At 69.6% G+C, this 14,496-nt stretch carries 13 protein-coding genes; 7 read left to right on the top strand and 6 right to left on the bottom strand.

Annotated elements, in window-relative coordinates:
- Nucleotides 1-5 precede the first annotated feature (5 nt).
- Genes CK951_RS19295 through CK951_RS19270 form a run of 6 tightly spaced genes read left to right on the top strand, consistent with a single transcriptional unit; the run spans nucleotide 6 to nucleotide 5,726 of the window.
- Nucleotides 6-1,241: a hypothetical protein gene (locus CK951_RS19295; RefSeq protein WP_096787827.1), complete on the top strand. Its 1,236-nt coding sequence runs from the start codon at nucleotides 6-8 to the stop codon at nucleotides 1,239-1,241.
- Between the two features lie 9 nt (nucleotides 1,242-1,250).
- Complete coding sequence (locus CK951_RS19290) at nucleotides 1,251-2,261, top strand: DUF2169 domain-containing protein (protein WP_096787826.1); 1,011 nt, start codon at nucleotides 1,251-1,253, stop codon at nucleotides 2,259-2,261.
- Nucleotides 2,258-3,322, top strand: coding sequence for a 3-oxoacyl-ACP synthase (locus tag CK951_RS19285; protein WP_096787825.1), 1,065 nt, complete (start codon nucleotides 2,258-2,260; stop codon nucleotides 3,320-3,322). The genes CK951_RS19290 and CK951_RS19285 overlap by 4 nt, the downstream gene beginning before the upstream one ends.
- Complete coding sequence (locus tag CK951_RS19280; RefSeq protein WP_096787824.1) at nucleotides 3,315-4,310, top strand: DUF4150 domain-containing protein; 996 nt, start codon at nucleotides 3,315-3,317, stop codon at nucleotides 4,308-4,310. The genes CK951_RS19285 and CK951_RS19280 overlap by 8 nt, the downstream gene beginning before the upstream one ends.
- A 10-nt stretch (nucleotides 4,311-4,320) precedes the next feature.
- The gene (locus tag CK951_RS19275; RefSeq protein ID WP_096787823.1) at nucleotides 4,321-5,067 is read left to right on the top strand and encodes a hypothetical protein; all 747 of its coding nucleotides are present in this window, start codon (nucleotides 4,321-4,323) and stop codon (nucleotides 5,065-5,067) included.
- Complete coding sequence (locus CK951_RS19270; RefSeq protein WP_096787822.1) at nucleotides 5,064-5,726, top strand: hypothetical protein; 663 nt, start codon at nucleotides 5,064-5,066, stop codon at nucleotides 5,724-5,726. Before CK951_RS19275 ends, CK951_RS19270 begins: the two co-directional genes overlap by 4 nt.
- Before the next feature lie 149 nt (nucleotides 5,727-5,875).
- On the opposite strand, the gene CK951_RS19265 is transcribed toward CK951_RS19270, so the two are convergent.
- The gene (locus CK951_RS19265) at nucleotides 5,876-7,075 is read right to left on the bottom strand and encodes a hypothetical protein (RefSeq protein ID WP_096787821.1); all 1,200 of its coding nucleotides are present in this window, start codon (nucleotides 7,073-7,075) and stop codon (nucleotides 5,876-5,878) included.
- A 240-nt stretch (nucleotides 7,076-7,315) separates the two neighbouring features.
- Entirely contained in the window at nucleotides 7,316-9,352 is a 2,037-nt protein-coding gene (hpbA, locus tag CK951_RS19260; protein WP_096787820.1) for an N-methyl-L-proline N-demethylase HpbA, read from the bottom strand.
- Between the two features lie 139 nt (nucleotides 9,353-9,491).
- On the opposite strand from hpbA, the gene CK951_RS19255 reads away from it, so the two are divergent.
- A complete protein-coding gene (locus tag CK951_RS19255) occupies nucleotides 9,492-10,112 on the top strand; it encodes a TetR/AcrR family transcriptional regulator (protein WP_096787819.1) in 621 nt (206 codons plus the stop codon).
- A 9-nt stretch (nucleotides 10,113-10,121) separates the two neighbouring features.
- Here the strand turns inward: CK951_RS19255 and CK951_RS19250 are convergent, their stop codons facing one another.
- The 4 genes from CK951_RS19250 to CK951_RS19230 form a co-directional block, all read right to left on the bottom strand.
- Nucleotides 10,122-10,802, bottom strand: a complete 681-nt coding sequence (locus tag CK951_RS19250) for a DUF6629 family protein (RefSeq protein WP_096787818.1) — start codon at nucleotides 10,800-10,802, stop codon at nucleotides 10,122-10,124.
- A gap of 614 nt (nucleotides 10,803-11,416) precedes the next feature.
- Complete coding sequence (gene proX / locus CK951_RS19240; protein WP_096787816.1) at nucleotides 11,417-12,406, bottom strand: glycine betaine/L-proline ABC transporter substrate-binding protein ProX; 990 nt, start codon at nucleotides 12,404-12,406, stop codon at nucleotides 11,417-11,419.
- Between the two features lie 33 nt (nucleotides 12,407-12,439).
- Complete coding sequence (locus CK951_RS19235) at nucleotides 12,440-13,381, bottom strand: proline/glycine betaine ABC transporter permease (RefSeq protein ID WP_096787815.1); 942 nt, start codon at nucleotides 13,379-13,381, stop codon at nucleotides 12,440-12,442.
- A complete protein-coding gene (locus CK951_RS19230; RefSeq protein WP_096787814.1) occupies nucleotides 13,381-14,469 on the bottom strand; it encodes a glycine betaine/L-proline ABC transporter ATP-binding protein in 1,089 nt (362 codons plus the stop codon). Before CK951_RS19230 ends, CK951_RS19235 begins: the two co-directional genes overlap by 1 nt.
- Between the last annotated feature and the right edge of the window lie 27 nt (nucleotides 14,470-14,496).

Below are 14,496 nucleotides of genomic sequence, written 5' to 3'. Positions count from 1 at the left end.
CTGTCGTGGGGGCTGACTGGATCAGACGGCACGGAACCGACATCCTGCGCATCCACGCCGAGGATGCGGCCTTCCTTCTGACCCAGCGCGACCTCGCGCTCGAGACGCCGAACCACCGGCTGATCGACATCTACGATCTCGAGCAGCGGCTGCAGGGCCATCTCGATGCACTGGTCCTTGCGCATGAGGCGGGTTGCGAGACCGCCGGCACCCTCGCGCAGGACGACCCGAGCGGCCCGGCGGCGGCGGTGCTGCTGCATGTGGCGCTGCGCCAGCAGCGACCGGCCGGCGTCGAGGCGGCGCTTGCCGCCGCGACCGACTGGCGCCCGATGGGTCATGCCGCCGCCTGGTGCGGCGCGGATCTTCTGGGAACCGTCATGCCCCGCTGGATCGCGAGCCGCGAGCCGGTGCTGCGCTGGATCGCCTTCGACATCTGCGGCCGCCACCGCGTCGATCCCCGCCGGCACCTGCAGCCGGGGCTGGAGGACCGCGACCCTCAGGTGCGGGCGCGCGCCATCCGGCTTGCCGGAGAGGTCGGCCGCGCCGATTGCCGCGATTTCGTGGCGGCGGAAGCGGGGACCGAGGCCGACATCGCCGCCGTGCTGCTGGGCGATGGCGCGCGCGCCGCACGTCTGGCCGAGGCCGCGACCTTTCCGACCGCCCCCGGCCCCGCGCGCCGCGCAGCGGAACTTTTCCCGCTCGCGCTGCAGCCCCCGGCGGCGCAGGAGGCGACCCGTGCGCTTCTCGGCCGGCCCGCGACCCGCCGCTGGGGGATCGTGGCGCTCGGCGCGCTCGGCTCGGCGCAGGTCCTGCGGTGGCTGGCCGACGCGATGGAAGACCCGCTCGACGCCCGCGTGGCCGTTTCGGCCTTCGAGACCATCACCGGGGTTCATGTTGCCCATGACGGGCTGGAGCGCGCGATCTTTCCTTACGACCCCGAAAACGCCGCCATCGACGGCGACCCCGGCGAGACCCTGATCGAGGCCGCCACACCCTGGCCGGACGTCGAGCGCGTGCGCGACTGGCTGTCCGCCCATGCGGCGCGGCTGCCTACCGGCGAGCGGCTGCTGTTCGGACTTGCCGCCTGGACCTTCACCGGCCCGCCCGAGCCCTGGCTGCGCTTCCAGTCGCGCCACCGCGCAGTCGCGCTGACGCAGGCGATGCGGCGGCCCCAGGCTCCTCTGCCGAACTGGCGCAGCCCCGTCCGGCTAGCGGGCGGCAGCTTCACCCGGACCTGGTAGGAGGCGGCGGTGCAGTTCGAGAACGAGAGCCCCTTCCCCGCGCTCTTCACCATGGGCCTCGACCGCAGCGGGCACGAGACGGTGGTCGTGGCGATCAAGGGCACCTTCGATCTGACCCCCGACCCCACGCGCTCCGAGCGGCAGGAGCCGCTGATCCTGTCGGACGTCTTCGGCCCCGATCCCGCCACCGACGCGCCGCTGTTCGAGAACGACTTCGCGCCGTTCAAGCCGTTCTGCGACGTGCTCTGCCACGGGCCCGCGGTGACGCCGGGCGAGCGGCCGGCGCTCTCCCTGACGGTCGGCCTGCGGGTCGGCGGCTGGTCCAAGGTCATCTCGGTTCACGGTCGGCGGATCTGGCTGAAGAACGGGCTGGCGCACCGAGTCTCGGACGCGCGGCCCTTCGTGCGCCAGCCCATCGGCTATGACGAGGCCTGGGGCGGCACCGATCCCGAGCCGGACGACCCCACCCGCGCCGCCACCTGCGAGGAGAACCCGGTGGGCCTCGGCTACTATCCCCACAGCGCCGATCTCGAGGGGGCGGCGCTGCCGGTGACGGCCGAGGCCGGGCAGATCGTCAGCGACCGCAGCGGGCCACACCGGCCGATGGCCTTCGGCCCGCTGGGTCGCGGCTGGCTGCCCCGCCGCCGCTTCGCCGGCACCTACGACCAGGCGTGGCTCGATCACCGGATGCCGTTCCTGCCCGACGACTTCGACGACCGCTTCCACCAGTCCGCCCCGCCCGACCAGCAGATCCCCTATCCCAGGGGCGGCGAGCCGGTGGAACTCGTGGGCTTCAGCGCCGAGGGACGCATCCGCTCGCGCCTGCCGCATGACCGCATCCTCGTGACGTTCGGCCGGAAGGCGGGACCCGTCACGCGCAAGATCGCCAACCCCGACACGCTGCTCATCCTGTCCGAGAGCCGCCGGTTCTGCATCACCTGGCGCAGCCGCTTCGTGACCGCGCGCGACCTGCACGAGATCGCAGGCATCGCGATCCGGCGCGAGGAGGTGCCGCCATGACCGGCGCCGGCCGTTCGCCCGCCCTGACGGTCACCGGCTATGCGATCTGGGCCGCGACCGGACCGGACGGGCCGTCCTGCGTCGCGGCGATGCGGGCGGGCGTCTCGGGCGCCGCCGAAGCCAACCTGTGGGATTCGACGGCGGGCGCGCCGCTCAACGCCTGCCGCGTCCACGCGCATCAATGGTGGGAGGGGGCGAGCTTCCTGCCCGCCCTCCTCGCCCCGGTGATCGAGGATTGCCGCGCGGCCATTGACGCGCTTCCCGGCGGCCCGCGGGGGGCCGAGGTGCCGGTGCTGCTCGCCGTCGCCCCGCCCGACCGCCCCGGCCGGCCCGAGGCGCTGGAGCGCATCCTGCGCGACGGGCTGGCCGAGCGGCTGGAATCGCCGCTGCCCCCCGGGAGCATCGTCCTGCCTGCGGGGCGCTGCGCCCTGCCGCAGCTTTTCGCCCGTGCCGCGGATCTCGCCTCGCCCCTCGCCATTGTCGCGGGCGCCGAAAGCTTCCTGCGGCAGGCGATCGTCGAGGCCTACAACCGCCGCGGCCGGCTGTTGTCGGCTGTCAACTCCAGCGGCTTCATCGCGGGCGAGGCGGCGGCCGCGCTCATCGTGGCGCGCGGGCGCCGGCCGGGCCTCGTGCTGACCGGCATGGGCCTCGGCTTCGAGCGGAGCCGGGATGGCGGCGACAAGGACAATCCGGTGACCGGAGAGGGCCTGACCGACGCGATGCGCGCCGCGCTCGCGACCGCGGGCATGCCCTTCCACGACATCAACGTCCTGCTGAGCGACCAGAACGGCGAGCATTTCAAGTTCAAGGAACATGCGCTGGCCCTGATGCGGCTGGACCGCGTCCCGCCCGAGGGCCGCTCGCGCCGGCCGCGCGGGCATGTCGAACACTGGAACGTGGTCGAGACCATCGGCGAGGTCGGCGCGGCGCTGATGCCGGCGGCGATGGGCTGGGCATGGGAGGCCGGCCGCTCGGGCTGGCTGCCGGGGCGGGTGATCTTCACCGCCGGCGAGGATGACGGGCGGCGCGCCGCCGTGGTGGGGGAATGGCAGGATGAGTAACGTCTTCGCCAACGGCCGCGAAGTCTCTGGCAAGGCCACCCCGAACAAGACCATTGCGGCCTTCCCCGATGTCTGCATGTCGCCGCCCTCGCCGCCGGCCGGGCCGATCCCCCTGCCCTATCCGATCACCGGCACCGCCTCGGACACATCGGACGGCAGCGGCACGGTCTGGATCGGCGGCAAGGAGGTCGGCAAGAAGAACGGCTCGAAATACGCAAAGGTCGACGGCAACCAGCCGGCCACCAACAGCTTCGGCGCGGGCGTGGTCAGCCACAAGATCACCGGCTCGCTGAAGTTCGCCGCCTATTCGTTCGACGTCCTGTTCGAGAAAAGCGGCGCCGAACGGTTCATGGACATGACGATCCAGAACGACATGAACCCGGGCAACACCTCGCTCGGCTTCAGTCAGGCCAAGGCCGAGGCCGCGGTGGCCGAGGCCACGAGCGTCTGCGCCGGGCTGAAGAAGTCGAACCAGTCCACCCGCGCCAGCATGCGGCAAAGTTCCTCCAAGGCCACGCAGGAGGCCGGGCGGCTCGACGGCAACGCGACCGTCACGACGGCGCAATACACCCCGCCCTCGGGCCCGCCGCAGATCATCCGGGCGTGCTCGCGGGCGCTGGCGACGCTCTTCCGGTCGGGCTTCGCCCGCGGCATGACTTCGGCCGAGAAGCAGAAGCGCCGGCGCAAGCCCCCGAACCAGCATCAGGTCAATTCCGCGGCCTGCGGCGGGCATACCTACAAGAGCGGCTTCCAGCGCCCGCACACCAGCCACACCGAGGCGCGGATCATCGAGGACATCTTCCGCGCCAATCCGGCAGGCGGCGGCACGCTGATCCTCGGGATCGACTGGCCGGGGGGACCGGCGGCGGGCGCCAGTCGCCAGTCGCCCTGCTCGAACTGCAAGGACCTGATCTGCGCGGCCAGCGAATGCATGACGATCAAGGTCTGCGACGAGAACAACCGCGCCCGCGCGCCGAAATGCCCCTAGGAGGCCCGCGATGATCGAGACGCCGTATATCCCTGCCGGCCTCGGCGATCCCCCGCCCGACTTCGCGTGGAAGGGGATAGAATACCACATCGGCCCTCTGGACGAGGTGACGCCGCTGATCCGCTGGCTGGGCAACAAGACCACCTGCGGGGTGCAGACGCTCTGCTCCGGGGTGGGGTTCTGGGGGGTGCGGCGGCTGCTTCCCCACGCCGAGGGGCGGCACAATCTGGAACTGGCCGAGGCGGGCTTTGTCGGCCAGACGAACCGCTGGGCCGTGGACGTGCAGGCCGGCCCCATGGCGCGGGTGCCCGAGGGGCCGCCGGCGCTGGCGGCGATGGTGGGGCTGAACATCCACCTGCGCCGGGCGCTCGACATGGAGGAGTGGTGGCCGCTGCGCTCGCAGCCGGTGATGGACCTGTCGCATCTCGTGCATCTGGTGCGCCACATCCTACCCGCGACCCGGCTGCCCGAGTTCGACCGCTGGCTCGAGGAGGTCGTGGCCCGGGTGGATGCCGTGGCGCCGAAGCCCGCGACATCCGGCGAGATCGACGAATTCGCCCTGCCGGGCGAGCTGGAAGCCCTTGCGGCGCCGCATCGGGGCGAACCGCTGCCGCCCGACATCCTCGACACCACCCGGCCCTTCGCGCCCGAGGGCCGCACCGGACGCGCGCTGGCGTTCGCGGCAAGCGTCCGGCCGCAGGACAACCGTTACCTCCGCTCGCCCGAGGCGATCCGGGCACTGGAGGCCGGGGAATGATCCCCCGCTTCGCCCGCGAGGCGCCCTTTGACCGCGGCCCGCCTCGGATGGCTTGGGATGAGTGGGACATCACGCCCTATTACGCCGACTGCGACCCCGCGCAGCTTCAGCGCCTCGTCCGGCTGACGCCGAACGCGAACCACGCGCTGGTCTGCGCCTGCGGCTACTGGATCGCCGAGCGCTTCGCCCGGCTGGACCCCGGGGGCGAGGCCGAGGCCTTTCTGGACGTGGCCTCGGCCAGCAGCTACGACGCGCCGCTTTACGAGTATTTCGAGATCGACGAGGAGGACCGGCGCGGGCCGGTGCGCGGGCCGCAGGCGCTGATGATCACCATCGCGGTGGATGCGCTCTATTGCCTTGCCGACGACCCCGAGCCGGCCGTCCGCGTCTGCTACATGTTCAACCTGTGCCGCCATGTGCTCGATCCGGACGACGCCTTCCTGCGCTGGTTCGAGGGGGCCGTTGCGCGGATGGAGGCCGCCCATCCACGCCGCACGCCCGCGGCCCCCGCACCCCTCGCACCGCCGGATTATGGGGAGCCGGTCCCGATGACGGCCTTCGACCTCGACCGCCCCTACCTTCCGCAGGACGCCGCCGCGGAGTTCGCGCGGGCAGTGGCGCGGATCGACCCCGAGAACCCGTTCCTTGCCCGGTTCTGACCGGCGATCCCCGCGCCCTTCATGCCTGCGGCAGCCGGGTGCGGGATCTGCAAAAGCCCGCCCGGCCGCCGGTCGGTCTTATCCCCGCCCGCTGCAGCCGCGCCGGTCCGGGTGCGCTCGCCATGGTCACGGGATCACCGGACGCCGCTTCAACTCCCCGGCAGCTGGCGCGAGATGTCGAGGAACTGCTGATACATCTGGCTGTCGTCCAGCGGCAGCAGGTCCGGCGCCGTCAGTTCCGACAGGGCCGCGAACTCGCGGATCGAGCCGGTGACGACGGCATCGAAGTTCATCGCCACGGAAAAGGTGTTGAGCGTGTTCATCGCCACGCGCGCATCCTGCTCGGCGGCCCTGAGCGCGATGGCGGTCTTGTCGCGCCGCTCCACCAGCACGTTGCGATAAAGGTCGATCGCTCCTTCCACCTGGTCGAGGATGCGGATGTTGGCCTCGACCGCGGCACGATGGTCGGGTGTGCCGGCCTCGGCCAGGACCTTCTCGCTCTCCTGCCGGATGCGGCGGTTCTCGGCCTTCAGCTCGTCGAGCGCCGGCAGATAGCGGTCGTCATAGTGCTGCAGGTGCTGAGCCTGCAGGCGGGCGATGATCATCCGGGTCAGCACCGCCACGCCGAGATACTGCTCGCGCACCTCGGGCACGGTGGCGGAGGCATCGGCAAGGATGCCGCGCAGTTGACCCTCGAGATCGGTGAGGATCGAGGCGACCGCCACGGCATCGACCAGATCGCCGCCATTGACCTGATAGAGCAGCGCCTCGGCCTGCCGGCCGTCGAGCTGAAGCTGGTAGCTCTCGGCCAGGGTGCGGCGGAAGCCGTCGATCACCTGCTGCCGTTCCGCCCGCAGCGCGGCGATTTCCGCTTCCAGCGCGGCAATCTCCTGCGCCAGATCCTCGCGCGTCGCGGGGCCCTTCTCCTCTCCGGTGAAAAGCCGGCCGATGCCGTCGAGCGGCCCGGCCTCCTCGGCGGGGGGCGCGGCGGCGGCCTCGGGCGCAAGGGTCATGTCGAGCTTCAGGGCGGCCTGCGCCTTCTGCTTCTCGACGATCAGGCGGTCGATCCCGGTCAGCCTGTCGCGGGCGGCGCGGTAGGTCCGGGGCAGGACAAGGTCAAGCGCCTCGTCGAGATAGCCGTCGATGTCGTCCTGGAACGAGCCCTTGCCGCCGAACCACGAACGGTCCGGCGCCGCATCGCGATCCCGAAGCGTGTCCCGGATGGCGGGCAGTTCGTCCCGCAGGTGCCGCAGAAGGTCGCTGGCCCTGGGATCGGGCGGGTTCTCCTGTGCCCACAGGGCGACGGGGAAGCAGAGGGCGAGAAGGGCAGATCTGCAGCAGAGGTTCATCGCGCATGTCCCTTGGGTCCGGATCCGCCAACAATGTAGCGGCCGCAGGGCGATTTGCGAACAGGGAGGATGCACCCGCGCGCCGCTGCGCATCCGGAATGCCGCGCGGACGGGGAAGTTCCCCATCGGGCCATCCTGCGGACGGGCGACCCCGTGACATGGGGCCGGGCGACGGTCGTAACCGCCGCCCGACCGCCACGGCATCTTCCCCGGCGGGGGAAGATGCCGCCCGGCTTCGGATCAGAGATCCTTCACCAGACGAAGGGCATCGTAGATCGCGGCGTGGGTGTTGCGCGCGGCCACCGCATCGCCGATGCGGAACAGGCGGAAGCGGCCCTCGGGGTTGCGGGTCACCTCCTGCCGTCCGCCGGTGGTCAGCGCGTCATAATCCACCTCGCCGAGGTTCGACGACTGCGGCTTCAGCTCGAAATACAGTTCGTCCAGCGGCCGCGTTCCGTGGTTGACGATGACCTGATCGACCAGCCGGTCGCGGCGCACGCCGCCGTAGTCGCTGCCAAGCGTCGCGCGCAGCTGGTTGCCCTCGCGCACCACGGACATCAGCCGCCACGTCACGGTGAAGGTGGTGTTCCGCCCCTGCAACGCGCGCATGTAGGGCACGAGGTTCATCGCCATGATCTCGGGCGAGAAGCTGCGGTCGGGCGTCACGATCTCGACCGCGGCACCGGTGGCCGAGATCACGTCGGCCGCCTGAAGGGCCGCATGATCGCCCGCGTCGTCGAAGATCAGCACGTTCGTGCCCGGCTTCACATCGCCCGAGAGGATGTCCCATGCCGAATGGACGAGGTCGTTGCCTTCCACAAGGACATCGGTGTGTGGCAGGCCGCCCGTCGCCACGATGACCTCGTCGGGCCGGGTGGCGAGCACCGCCCCGGCATCGGCGAAGGTGTTGAAATGGAAGCGAACGCCGCGCTTCTCGCACTGCGCCATGCGCCAGTCGATGATGGAGATCATCTCGCGCCGCCGCTCCTGCAGGGCGGTCAGGCAGATCTGGCCGCCGGGCTGGTCGGCGGCCTCGAACACCGTCACCTCATGGCCGCGCTCGGCGGCGACGCGGGCGGCCTCCATGCCCGCCGGACCGGCGCCCACGATGGTGATTCGCTTGCGCGACGGCGCGGCCGGGATCGTCTGGGGCATCGTCTCCTCGCGCCCGGTGGCGGCATTGTGCAGGCAGAAGGCCATGCCGCCCTGATAGATCCGGTCGAGGCAGTAGTTCGCGCCGACGCAGGGACGGATGTCGTCCTCGCGCCCCTCGATCACCTTGCGCACCAGATGCGGGTCGGCCATGTGCGCCCGCGTCATCCCCACCATGTCGAGCTTGCCGCTGGCAATCGCGTGGCGGGCGGTCGCCACGTCCGGGATGCGCGCGGCGTGGAAGGTCGGGAAGTTGGTCGCCGCGCGGATTTCGCCCGCGAAGTCGAGATGCGGCGCGCTGCGCATGCCCTGGATCGGGATCAGGTCGGTGAGGCCGGGGTCGGTGTCGATATGGCCCTTCACCACGTTCAGGAAATCGACGAGGCCGCTTGCCTTCAGCTTCTGCGAGACCTCCATCCCCTCGGCCTTCGTCATGCCGCCGGGCAGGTCCTGGTCGCCGGTATAGCGCAGGCCCACGATGAACTCCTCGCCGCAGCGCTGCCGGATGGCGCGCAGCACGTCGAAGGTGAAGCGCAGGCGGTTGTCGAGACTGCCGCCCCAGGGCGCCTCCAGGTCATTCGTCAGCGGCGACCAGAACTGCTCGAGCAGATGGCCGTAGGCTTCCAGCTCGATCCCGTCGACACCGGCCGCCTTCATCCGTTCGGCCGCATCGGCGAAATCCTCGATGATGCGGGCGATGTCCCAGTCCTCCAGCCGCTTCGGAAAGGCGCGGTGGGCGGCCTCGCGCTCGTGGCTGGGCGCCACCACCGGCAGCCAGTCCGCCTTGTCCCAGCGGGTGCGGCGGCCGAGATGCGTCAGCTGGATCATCACCGCGGCGCCGTGGTCGTGGCATTCGTCCACCAGCTGCTTCATCCAGCCCACTACCTCGTCCTTCCAGGCGAGGATGTTGTTGAAGACCGGCGGGCTGTCGCGCGCAACCGAGGCCGAGCCCGCCGTCATGGTCAGCGCCACGCCCGCCTTCGCCCGCTCCACGTGATAGGCGCGATACCGCTCCTTCGGCATCCCGTCCTCGGGATAGGCCGGCTCGTGGCTGGTGATCATGATGCGGTTCTTCAGCGTCAGGTGCTTGAGCCGAAAGGGCTGGAGAAGCGGGTCGTTCGACATGGGACTCTCCGGGAGGGAACGGCGCCATCATCCGGGAATGTTCACCTATGTCAAGTTGAAGTTCCACGCTGCACATTACCGGGTCGTCATTGAACATTTACTTCTTGCGAAGCGGGTCGGGCGATCCTACCAACAGGGAATGGATGAACCGGCGGCAACCGAGACGGGATGGCGAGGATCGCGCGAGGGCTGGCTTCAGGCGGCCTATGACGCGCTGATCGAGAACGGGGTGGACTCGGTCAAGATCATGACCCTTGCCGCCCGGCTGAAGCTGTCGCGCACCAGTTTCTACTGGTTCTTCAAGGATCGCGACGAGGTGCTCGACGCCCTCCGCGGCCGCTGGGCGGAAGCGACCACCGCCCCCCTGGTCGCGGCGACGCAGGACTACGCCGAGACCGGGACCGAGGCGATGCTCAACGTGCTGGCCTGCTTCCTGTCGGGCCGGTTCGACGCACGGTTCGAATTCGCCGTGCGCAGCTGGGCGCTTCAGGACGAGGCGATGATGGCGGCGGTCCATGCCGCGGACGCGGACCGCCTGTCGGCGCTGACGGCAATGCTCGGCAGATGGGGCCATGGCGCCGAGGATGCCGACGTGCGGGCGCGGACGGTCTATCTGGTCCAGATCGGCTACATCTCGATGCAGGCCGAGGAGCCGATGGCGACGCGGCTCGCCCGCATTCCGACCTATGTCGAGATCTACACCGGAAAGCGGCCGGAACCGCGGGAACTCGCCCGCTTCCATGCCCGCATCGGCCAGTGACGCTCGAATTCAGATGACCGGCTTCCGGCTGTCCGCCCGCCGCGGCAGCCGCAGCATCGCAACGGCAAGGTAGCCCGAAACCGCAGCGGCGAGATAGCACCAGATCGACGTGAAGGCGTAGGTGGCGAACAGGAACCCCAGCACGACCGACAGGGTGACCAGAACCCCGAAGAACCGGACGCCGTGGGCCGTGCAGGCCAGCAGCGGCATGCAGATGAGGGCGGCATAGACCAGCCGAAGGACGGTCGTGGACACGAGGCCGTCATAGACCAGCCGCGAATGGTAGACGATCGACCCGCGCGCCAGCCCGATGGCGAGCCAGTCGGCCCGCACGAGCAGCGGCGCATAAAGCGACAGTCCGTAAAGCCCCCCGAGGACGGCGAGCCCGAGGAATATCTTCCGAAGCGCCGGCCGATCCTCGACCCGGAACGCGGCCAGAGGTGTCAGCACCGGCCAGAGCAGGTAGGCGAACAGCAGGAATGCCAGCGCCGCCGTGCGGGACAAGCCTCCAGACCCGTCGAGGCTCTGCCAGAGGAACCCCTCGAAGATCTGCTGATAGCCGAACAGCGCGGGGAAGGCGGCAAGCAGCAGATAGCGTCGGTCGGTCTTGCGGGCCTGCGCCATCGCAAGGATCCCGAGCGGAACCAGCACCGCACCCGCGCCGAAACTCGCCGTTGCGGAAAAGCACATGGCCCGTCTCCCGCCGACACCGATGTCATGGTGGCGGAGAGCGCGGGCCGGCGCCTTGACGTCGGTCACCTCGTCGGGATGGGGGGCCAAAGCCCCGGAATGGCCGCCGCTTGCGCCTCAGTAGGGCCAGACGTTGACGATGATGCCTGCCGAGGTCGCGCTGAGCGCGACGAGCAGCAGCACGAAAAGGCCCGCATCCTTCGGTTGCATGGGATGCTCCGTCTTGTTCACGCGGGATCAACGGACGCAAGGCGCCGATGTTCCGGTGCGGCAGGCTCCGCTGCATTCAGCCGGCGCTAGTCGGCGGGACCGGGATCCTCCGCCGCCCTCGGGGTCGGTTGCACCGCCATGTCCCGATCCGCCGTCGGGTCGCGCCGCATTATCCCGACCTTCGGCCTCCGCGTTTCGAGGGATCTGGGCCAGCCCGTCAGGGCGCTTCGGAAAGGCTTCAGCGGCGCTTTCGAGCGACCGGCGATGCAGCTTCCGGCCGACAGAGGGTCACCCGTGCGCGGCGACAGGGCAGCACGGGAAGCGTCCGGGCTGAAGGGAGAGCGGCTGAGCCTACGGGGGCCCGCGCAGGGAACGGGTGCCCCGACGGGGCACCCGTTGATCAGTCACTCGGCCGCCTTGCGCGCCTCGGCCAGCCAGCCATCGTATTCGGCCTGATGGGCCGCGATCCAGTCCGACACGTGCTTGTCGATGTCGTCCGAGCTGTCCTCGCCATCGGCGATCAGCTTGTTCTCGGCCGAGATGTCGTTGATGTCGATGCTGGCGATCTCGAACAGCTTCGCGGCGGCAGGGTTCGCCTCAAGGAAATCGTTGCGGGCGAGGACACGGATGCTGTCGACCGCAAAGCCGAGGTTCTTGCCGTCGAACGTGGTGTTCGCCTCGGCGCCGCCCGGCAGCGAGGTGTAGGGAACGCTCAGCCATTCCACGTCCTTGCCGGGCACGAGCGCGCCGGAAACCCAGTAGGGCGTCCAGGTGTAGTAGAGGATCGGCTCGCCGTTCTGCTGGCGCGCGATCGTGTCGGCGATGATCGCATTGTAGGACCCCTGGTTGTGGGTGACCGTGTCGCGCAGGCCGAACTCGGTCAACTGATGCTCGATGACGGCCTCGCAGCCCCATCCGGGCACGCAGCCGGCAAGGTCGGCCTTGCCGTCACCGTCGCCGTCGAACTTCGCCGCCACCGCCGGATCCTTCAGATCGCCCAGGCTCTGCACGCCCGCGTCGTAGCTCGCCTTGTCCACGAGATAGCCCTGCAGCGCACCCTCGACCAGCGTGCCGACCTTGGTCATCACCGCCTCGCCGCCCGCCTCTTCGAAGAAGGCGTGGTGCAGCGTGTTCCAGTGCACGGCGCTGAAGTCGCCGTCGCCCGCGCCGAGTGCCATGTGAAGCGTCTGGTATTCGACCTCCTGCGGCTCGGCGATGGTATAGCCGAGTTCCTCCAGCGCGCGGAACAGGATGCGGTGCTGGAAGAACTCCTCGATCTGCGTGGTCACGACGGGGCGGACCGTCACCCCCTCGCCCGGCGTCTCGCTGGCCAGCAGCGGGCCCGCCGCGACGGACAGCAGAAGGGCGAAGGACAACTTGTGGAACTGTTTCATGGGATCTCCTTGCTGGACTTGGTGTCGGCGCCTTCAGGCGCTCTTCTTGACGAGGCGCATGACGAGGCCGACCGGCCCGTCCTGCCACCAGTGGCGGTGGTTGCGGTCACGGCCCGACCGGCCGAGCCCCTGCGTGACGCGGTCGAGAACGATGGCCAGGATCACGATGCCGAGCCCGCCGACGATGGCCTTGCCGGCATCGAGACGGCCCATCGCGCGCAGGACCTCGTTCCCCAGCCCCTTGACCGAGATCATCGAGGCGATGACGACCATGGACAGCGACAGCATGATGGTCTGGTTGAGGCCGGCGAGGATGGTGGGCGTGGCAAGCGGCAGCTCAACCTTGAACAGGATCTGCCCCGGGGTGGCGCCGAAGGCCCGCGCGGCCTCGACCACGCTCGGGTTCACGCCGCGGATGCCGAGCGAGGTCAGGCGCACCAGCGGCGGCAGGGCGAAGATGATGGTGACGATCACGCCCGAGACGTTGCCGATCCCGAGCAGCATGACGACGGGCACGAGGTAGACGAAGGCCGGGATGGTCTGCATCGTGTCGAGGACGGGCCGGATGGCGCCCTCGAACCGGTCGCTCTTGCCCGCCAGCACCCCCAGCGGCAGCCCGATGATGACGCAGAGCGCCACGGCCGCGTTGACGATCGCGAGCGTCGTCATCGCAAGCGACCAGGCATCGGGAGACAGCAGTCCCAGCGCGACCAGCGCCACCGCGACCACGATCGCCACGCGCCGCCCGGCCGCCTGCCACGCCACCAGCACGATGATCGCAAGCATCACGGTCGGCGGGATCGACTGCATGAAATGCTCGATCCAGCTGATCATCCCGTCGAAGAAGGCCTTGATCGGCTGCAGCGACTCGCGGTTGGCGATCGCCCACTGCTTGATGCCGTCGGCGCGACCGTCGATGTCCAGGTCGACGCTCCGGAACGGGTCGAGCAGGCTGAAGGTGCTGGCGTCCGACATCAGACGGTCTCCGGCTTCAGGGAGGTGGCTTCCTCGCGGCCCTGGATGCCGCGCAGCAGCGCGCGCTTGCTGACCACGCCGACCACCGCGCCATCCGACTTGATCAGGATCGGATGGTCGGTGCCCACCGCCAGATCGACCAGCGTGTTCAGCTTGTCCTCGGGGCGGGCGACCGGCCAGTCGCCGATGTTCTCGGCGCCGCGGGCCTGGCGATACTGTTCGAGCGGCTGCATGATCCGCCCCGCCGAGACGAGATCGAGCTTCGAGATGCCGGCGACGAAATCGGCCACGTAGTCGTCGGCCGGCTCGGTCACGATCTGCTCGGGCGTGCCGATCTGCACCAGCACCCCGTCCTTCATGATCGCGATGCGGTCGCCGATGCGGATGGCCTCGTCCAGGTCGTGGGTGATGAAGACCGTCGTCTTGTGCAGCTCGGCCGAGAGCGCCATGAACGTGGTCTGCAGCTGCTTGCGGATCAGCGGGTCGAGCGCCGAAAAGGGCTCGTCCATCAGCAGGATGGTCGGATCGGCCGCGATGGCCCGGGCAAGGCCCACGCGCTGCTGCATGCCGCCCGAAAGCTCATCGGGATACTTCCTTTCCCAGCCCGTCAGGTCCACCGCCTCGATGGCCTGCGCGGCGACCCGGACCCGCTCCTCCTCGGGCACGCCGCGGACTTCCAGCGAGAAGACCACGTTGTCGCGCACCGTGCGGTGGGGCATCAGCGCCATGCTCTGGAACACCATCCCGATCCGCTGCGCCCTGAGCGCCCGCAGCTCGCGCGCGTTCATCGCGTTGACGTTCTGGCCCTCGATGAAGACGGCGCCCGCGGTTGGCTCGATCAGGCGGTTGATGTGGCGGATGAGGGTGGACTTGCCCGAACCCGACAGCCCCATGATGCAGAAGATCTCGCCCCGCCGCACCGAGAACGAGGCATCCTGAACCCCCACGACGCAGTCGAACTTCTCGCGGATTTCCCGTTTTGACAATCCTTGACTGCGGATGGCCTCCAGCGCCTGGCGCGATCTCGGGCCGAAGATCTTCCAGATTCCCTCGCAGCGGATGACGTCCTCTTGGGCGGGTTTGGTCATTCGGATTCTCCCTGATCGAAAATTTCA

Origin of the sequence: Rhodobacter sp. CZR27, from assembly GCF_002407205.1 — a bacterium.
Taxonomy (GTDB): domain Bacteria; phylum Pseudomonadota; class Alphaproteobacteria; order Rhodobacterales; family Rhodobacteraceae; genus Cereibacter_A.
Note: the sequence above shows the minus strand (reverse complement) of the source record. Positions and strands in the feature narration are given on the sequence as shown.

Excerpts from the sequence above, each read along its gene's own strand:
- CK951_RS19255 (WP_096787819.1), top strand. The coding sequence starts at position 9,492 with ATGGATGAACCGGCGGCAACCGAGACGGGATGGCGAGGATCGCGCGAG.
- hpbA (WP_096787820.1), bottom strand. The coding sequence starts at position 9,352 with ATGTCGAACGACCCGCTTCTCCAGCCCTTTCGGCTCAAGCACCTGACG.
- CK951_RS19235 (WP_096787815.1), bottom strand. The coding sequence starts at position 13,381 with ATGTCGGACGCCAGCACCTTCAGCCTGCTCGACCCGTTCCGGAGCGTC.
- CK951_RS19265 (WP_096787821.1), bottom strand. The coding sequence starts at position 7,075 with ATGAACCTCTGCTGCAGATCTGCCCTTCTCGCCCTCTGCTTCCCCGTC.
- CK951_RS19270 (WP_096787822.1), top strand. The coding sequence starts at position 5,064 with ATGATCCCCCGCTTCGCCCGCGAGGCGCCCTTTGACCGCGGCCCGCCT.
- CK951_RS19285 (WP_096787825.1), top strand. The coding sequence starts at position 2,258 with ATGACCGGCGCCGGCCGTTCGCCCGCCCTGACGGTCACCGGCTATGCG.
- proX (WP_096787816.1), bottom strand. The coding sequence starts at position 12,406 with ATGAAACAGTTCCACAAGTTGTCCTTCGCCCTTCTGCTGTCCGTCGCG.
- CK951_RS19280 (WP_096787824.1), top strand. The coding sequence starts at position 3,315 with ATGAGTAACGTCTTCGCCAACGGCCGCGAAGTCTCTGGCAAGGCCACC.
- CK951_RS19275 (WP_096787823.1), top strand. The coding sequence starts at position 4,321 with ATGATCGAGACGCCGTATATCCCTGCCGGCCTCGGCGATCCCCCGCCC.
- CK951_RS19250 (WP_096787818.1), bottom strand. The coding sequence starts at position 10,802 with ATGTGCTTTTCCGCAACGGCGAGTTTCGGCGCGGGTGCGGTGCTGGTT.
- CK951_RS19230 (WP_096787814.1), bottom strand. The coding sequence starts at position 14,469 with ATGACCAAACCCGCCCAAGAGGACGTCATCCGCTGCGAGGGAATCTGG.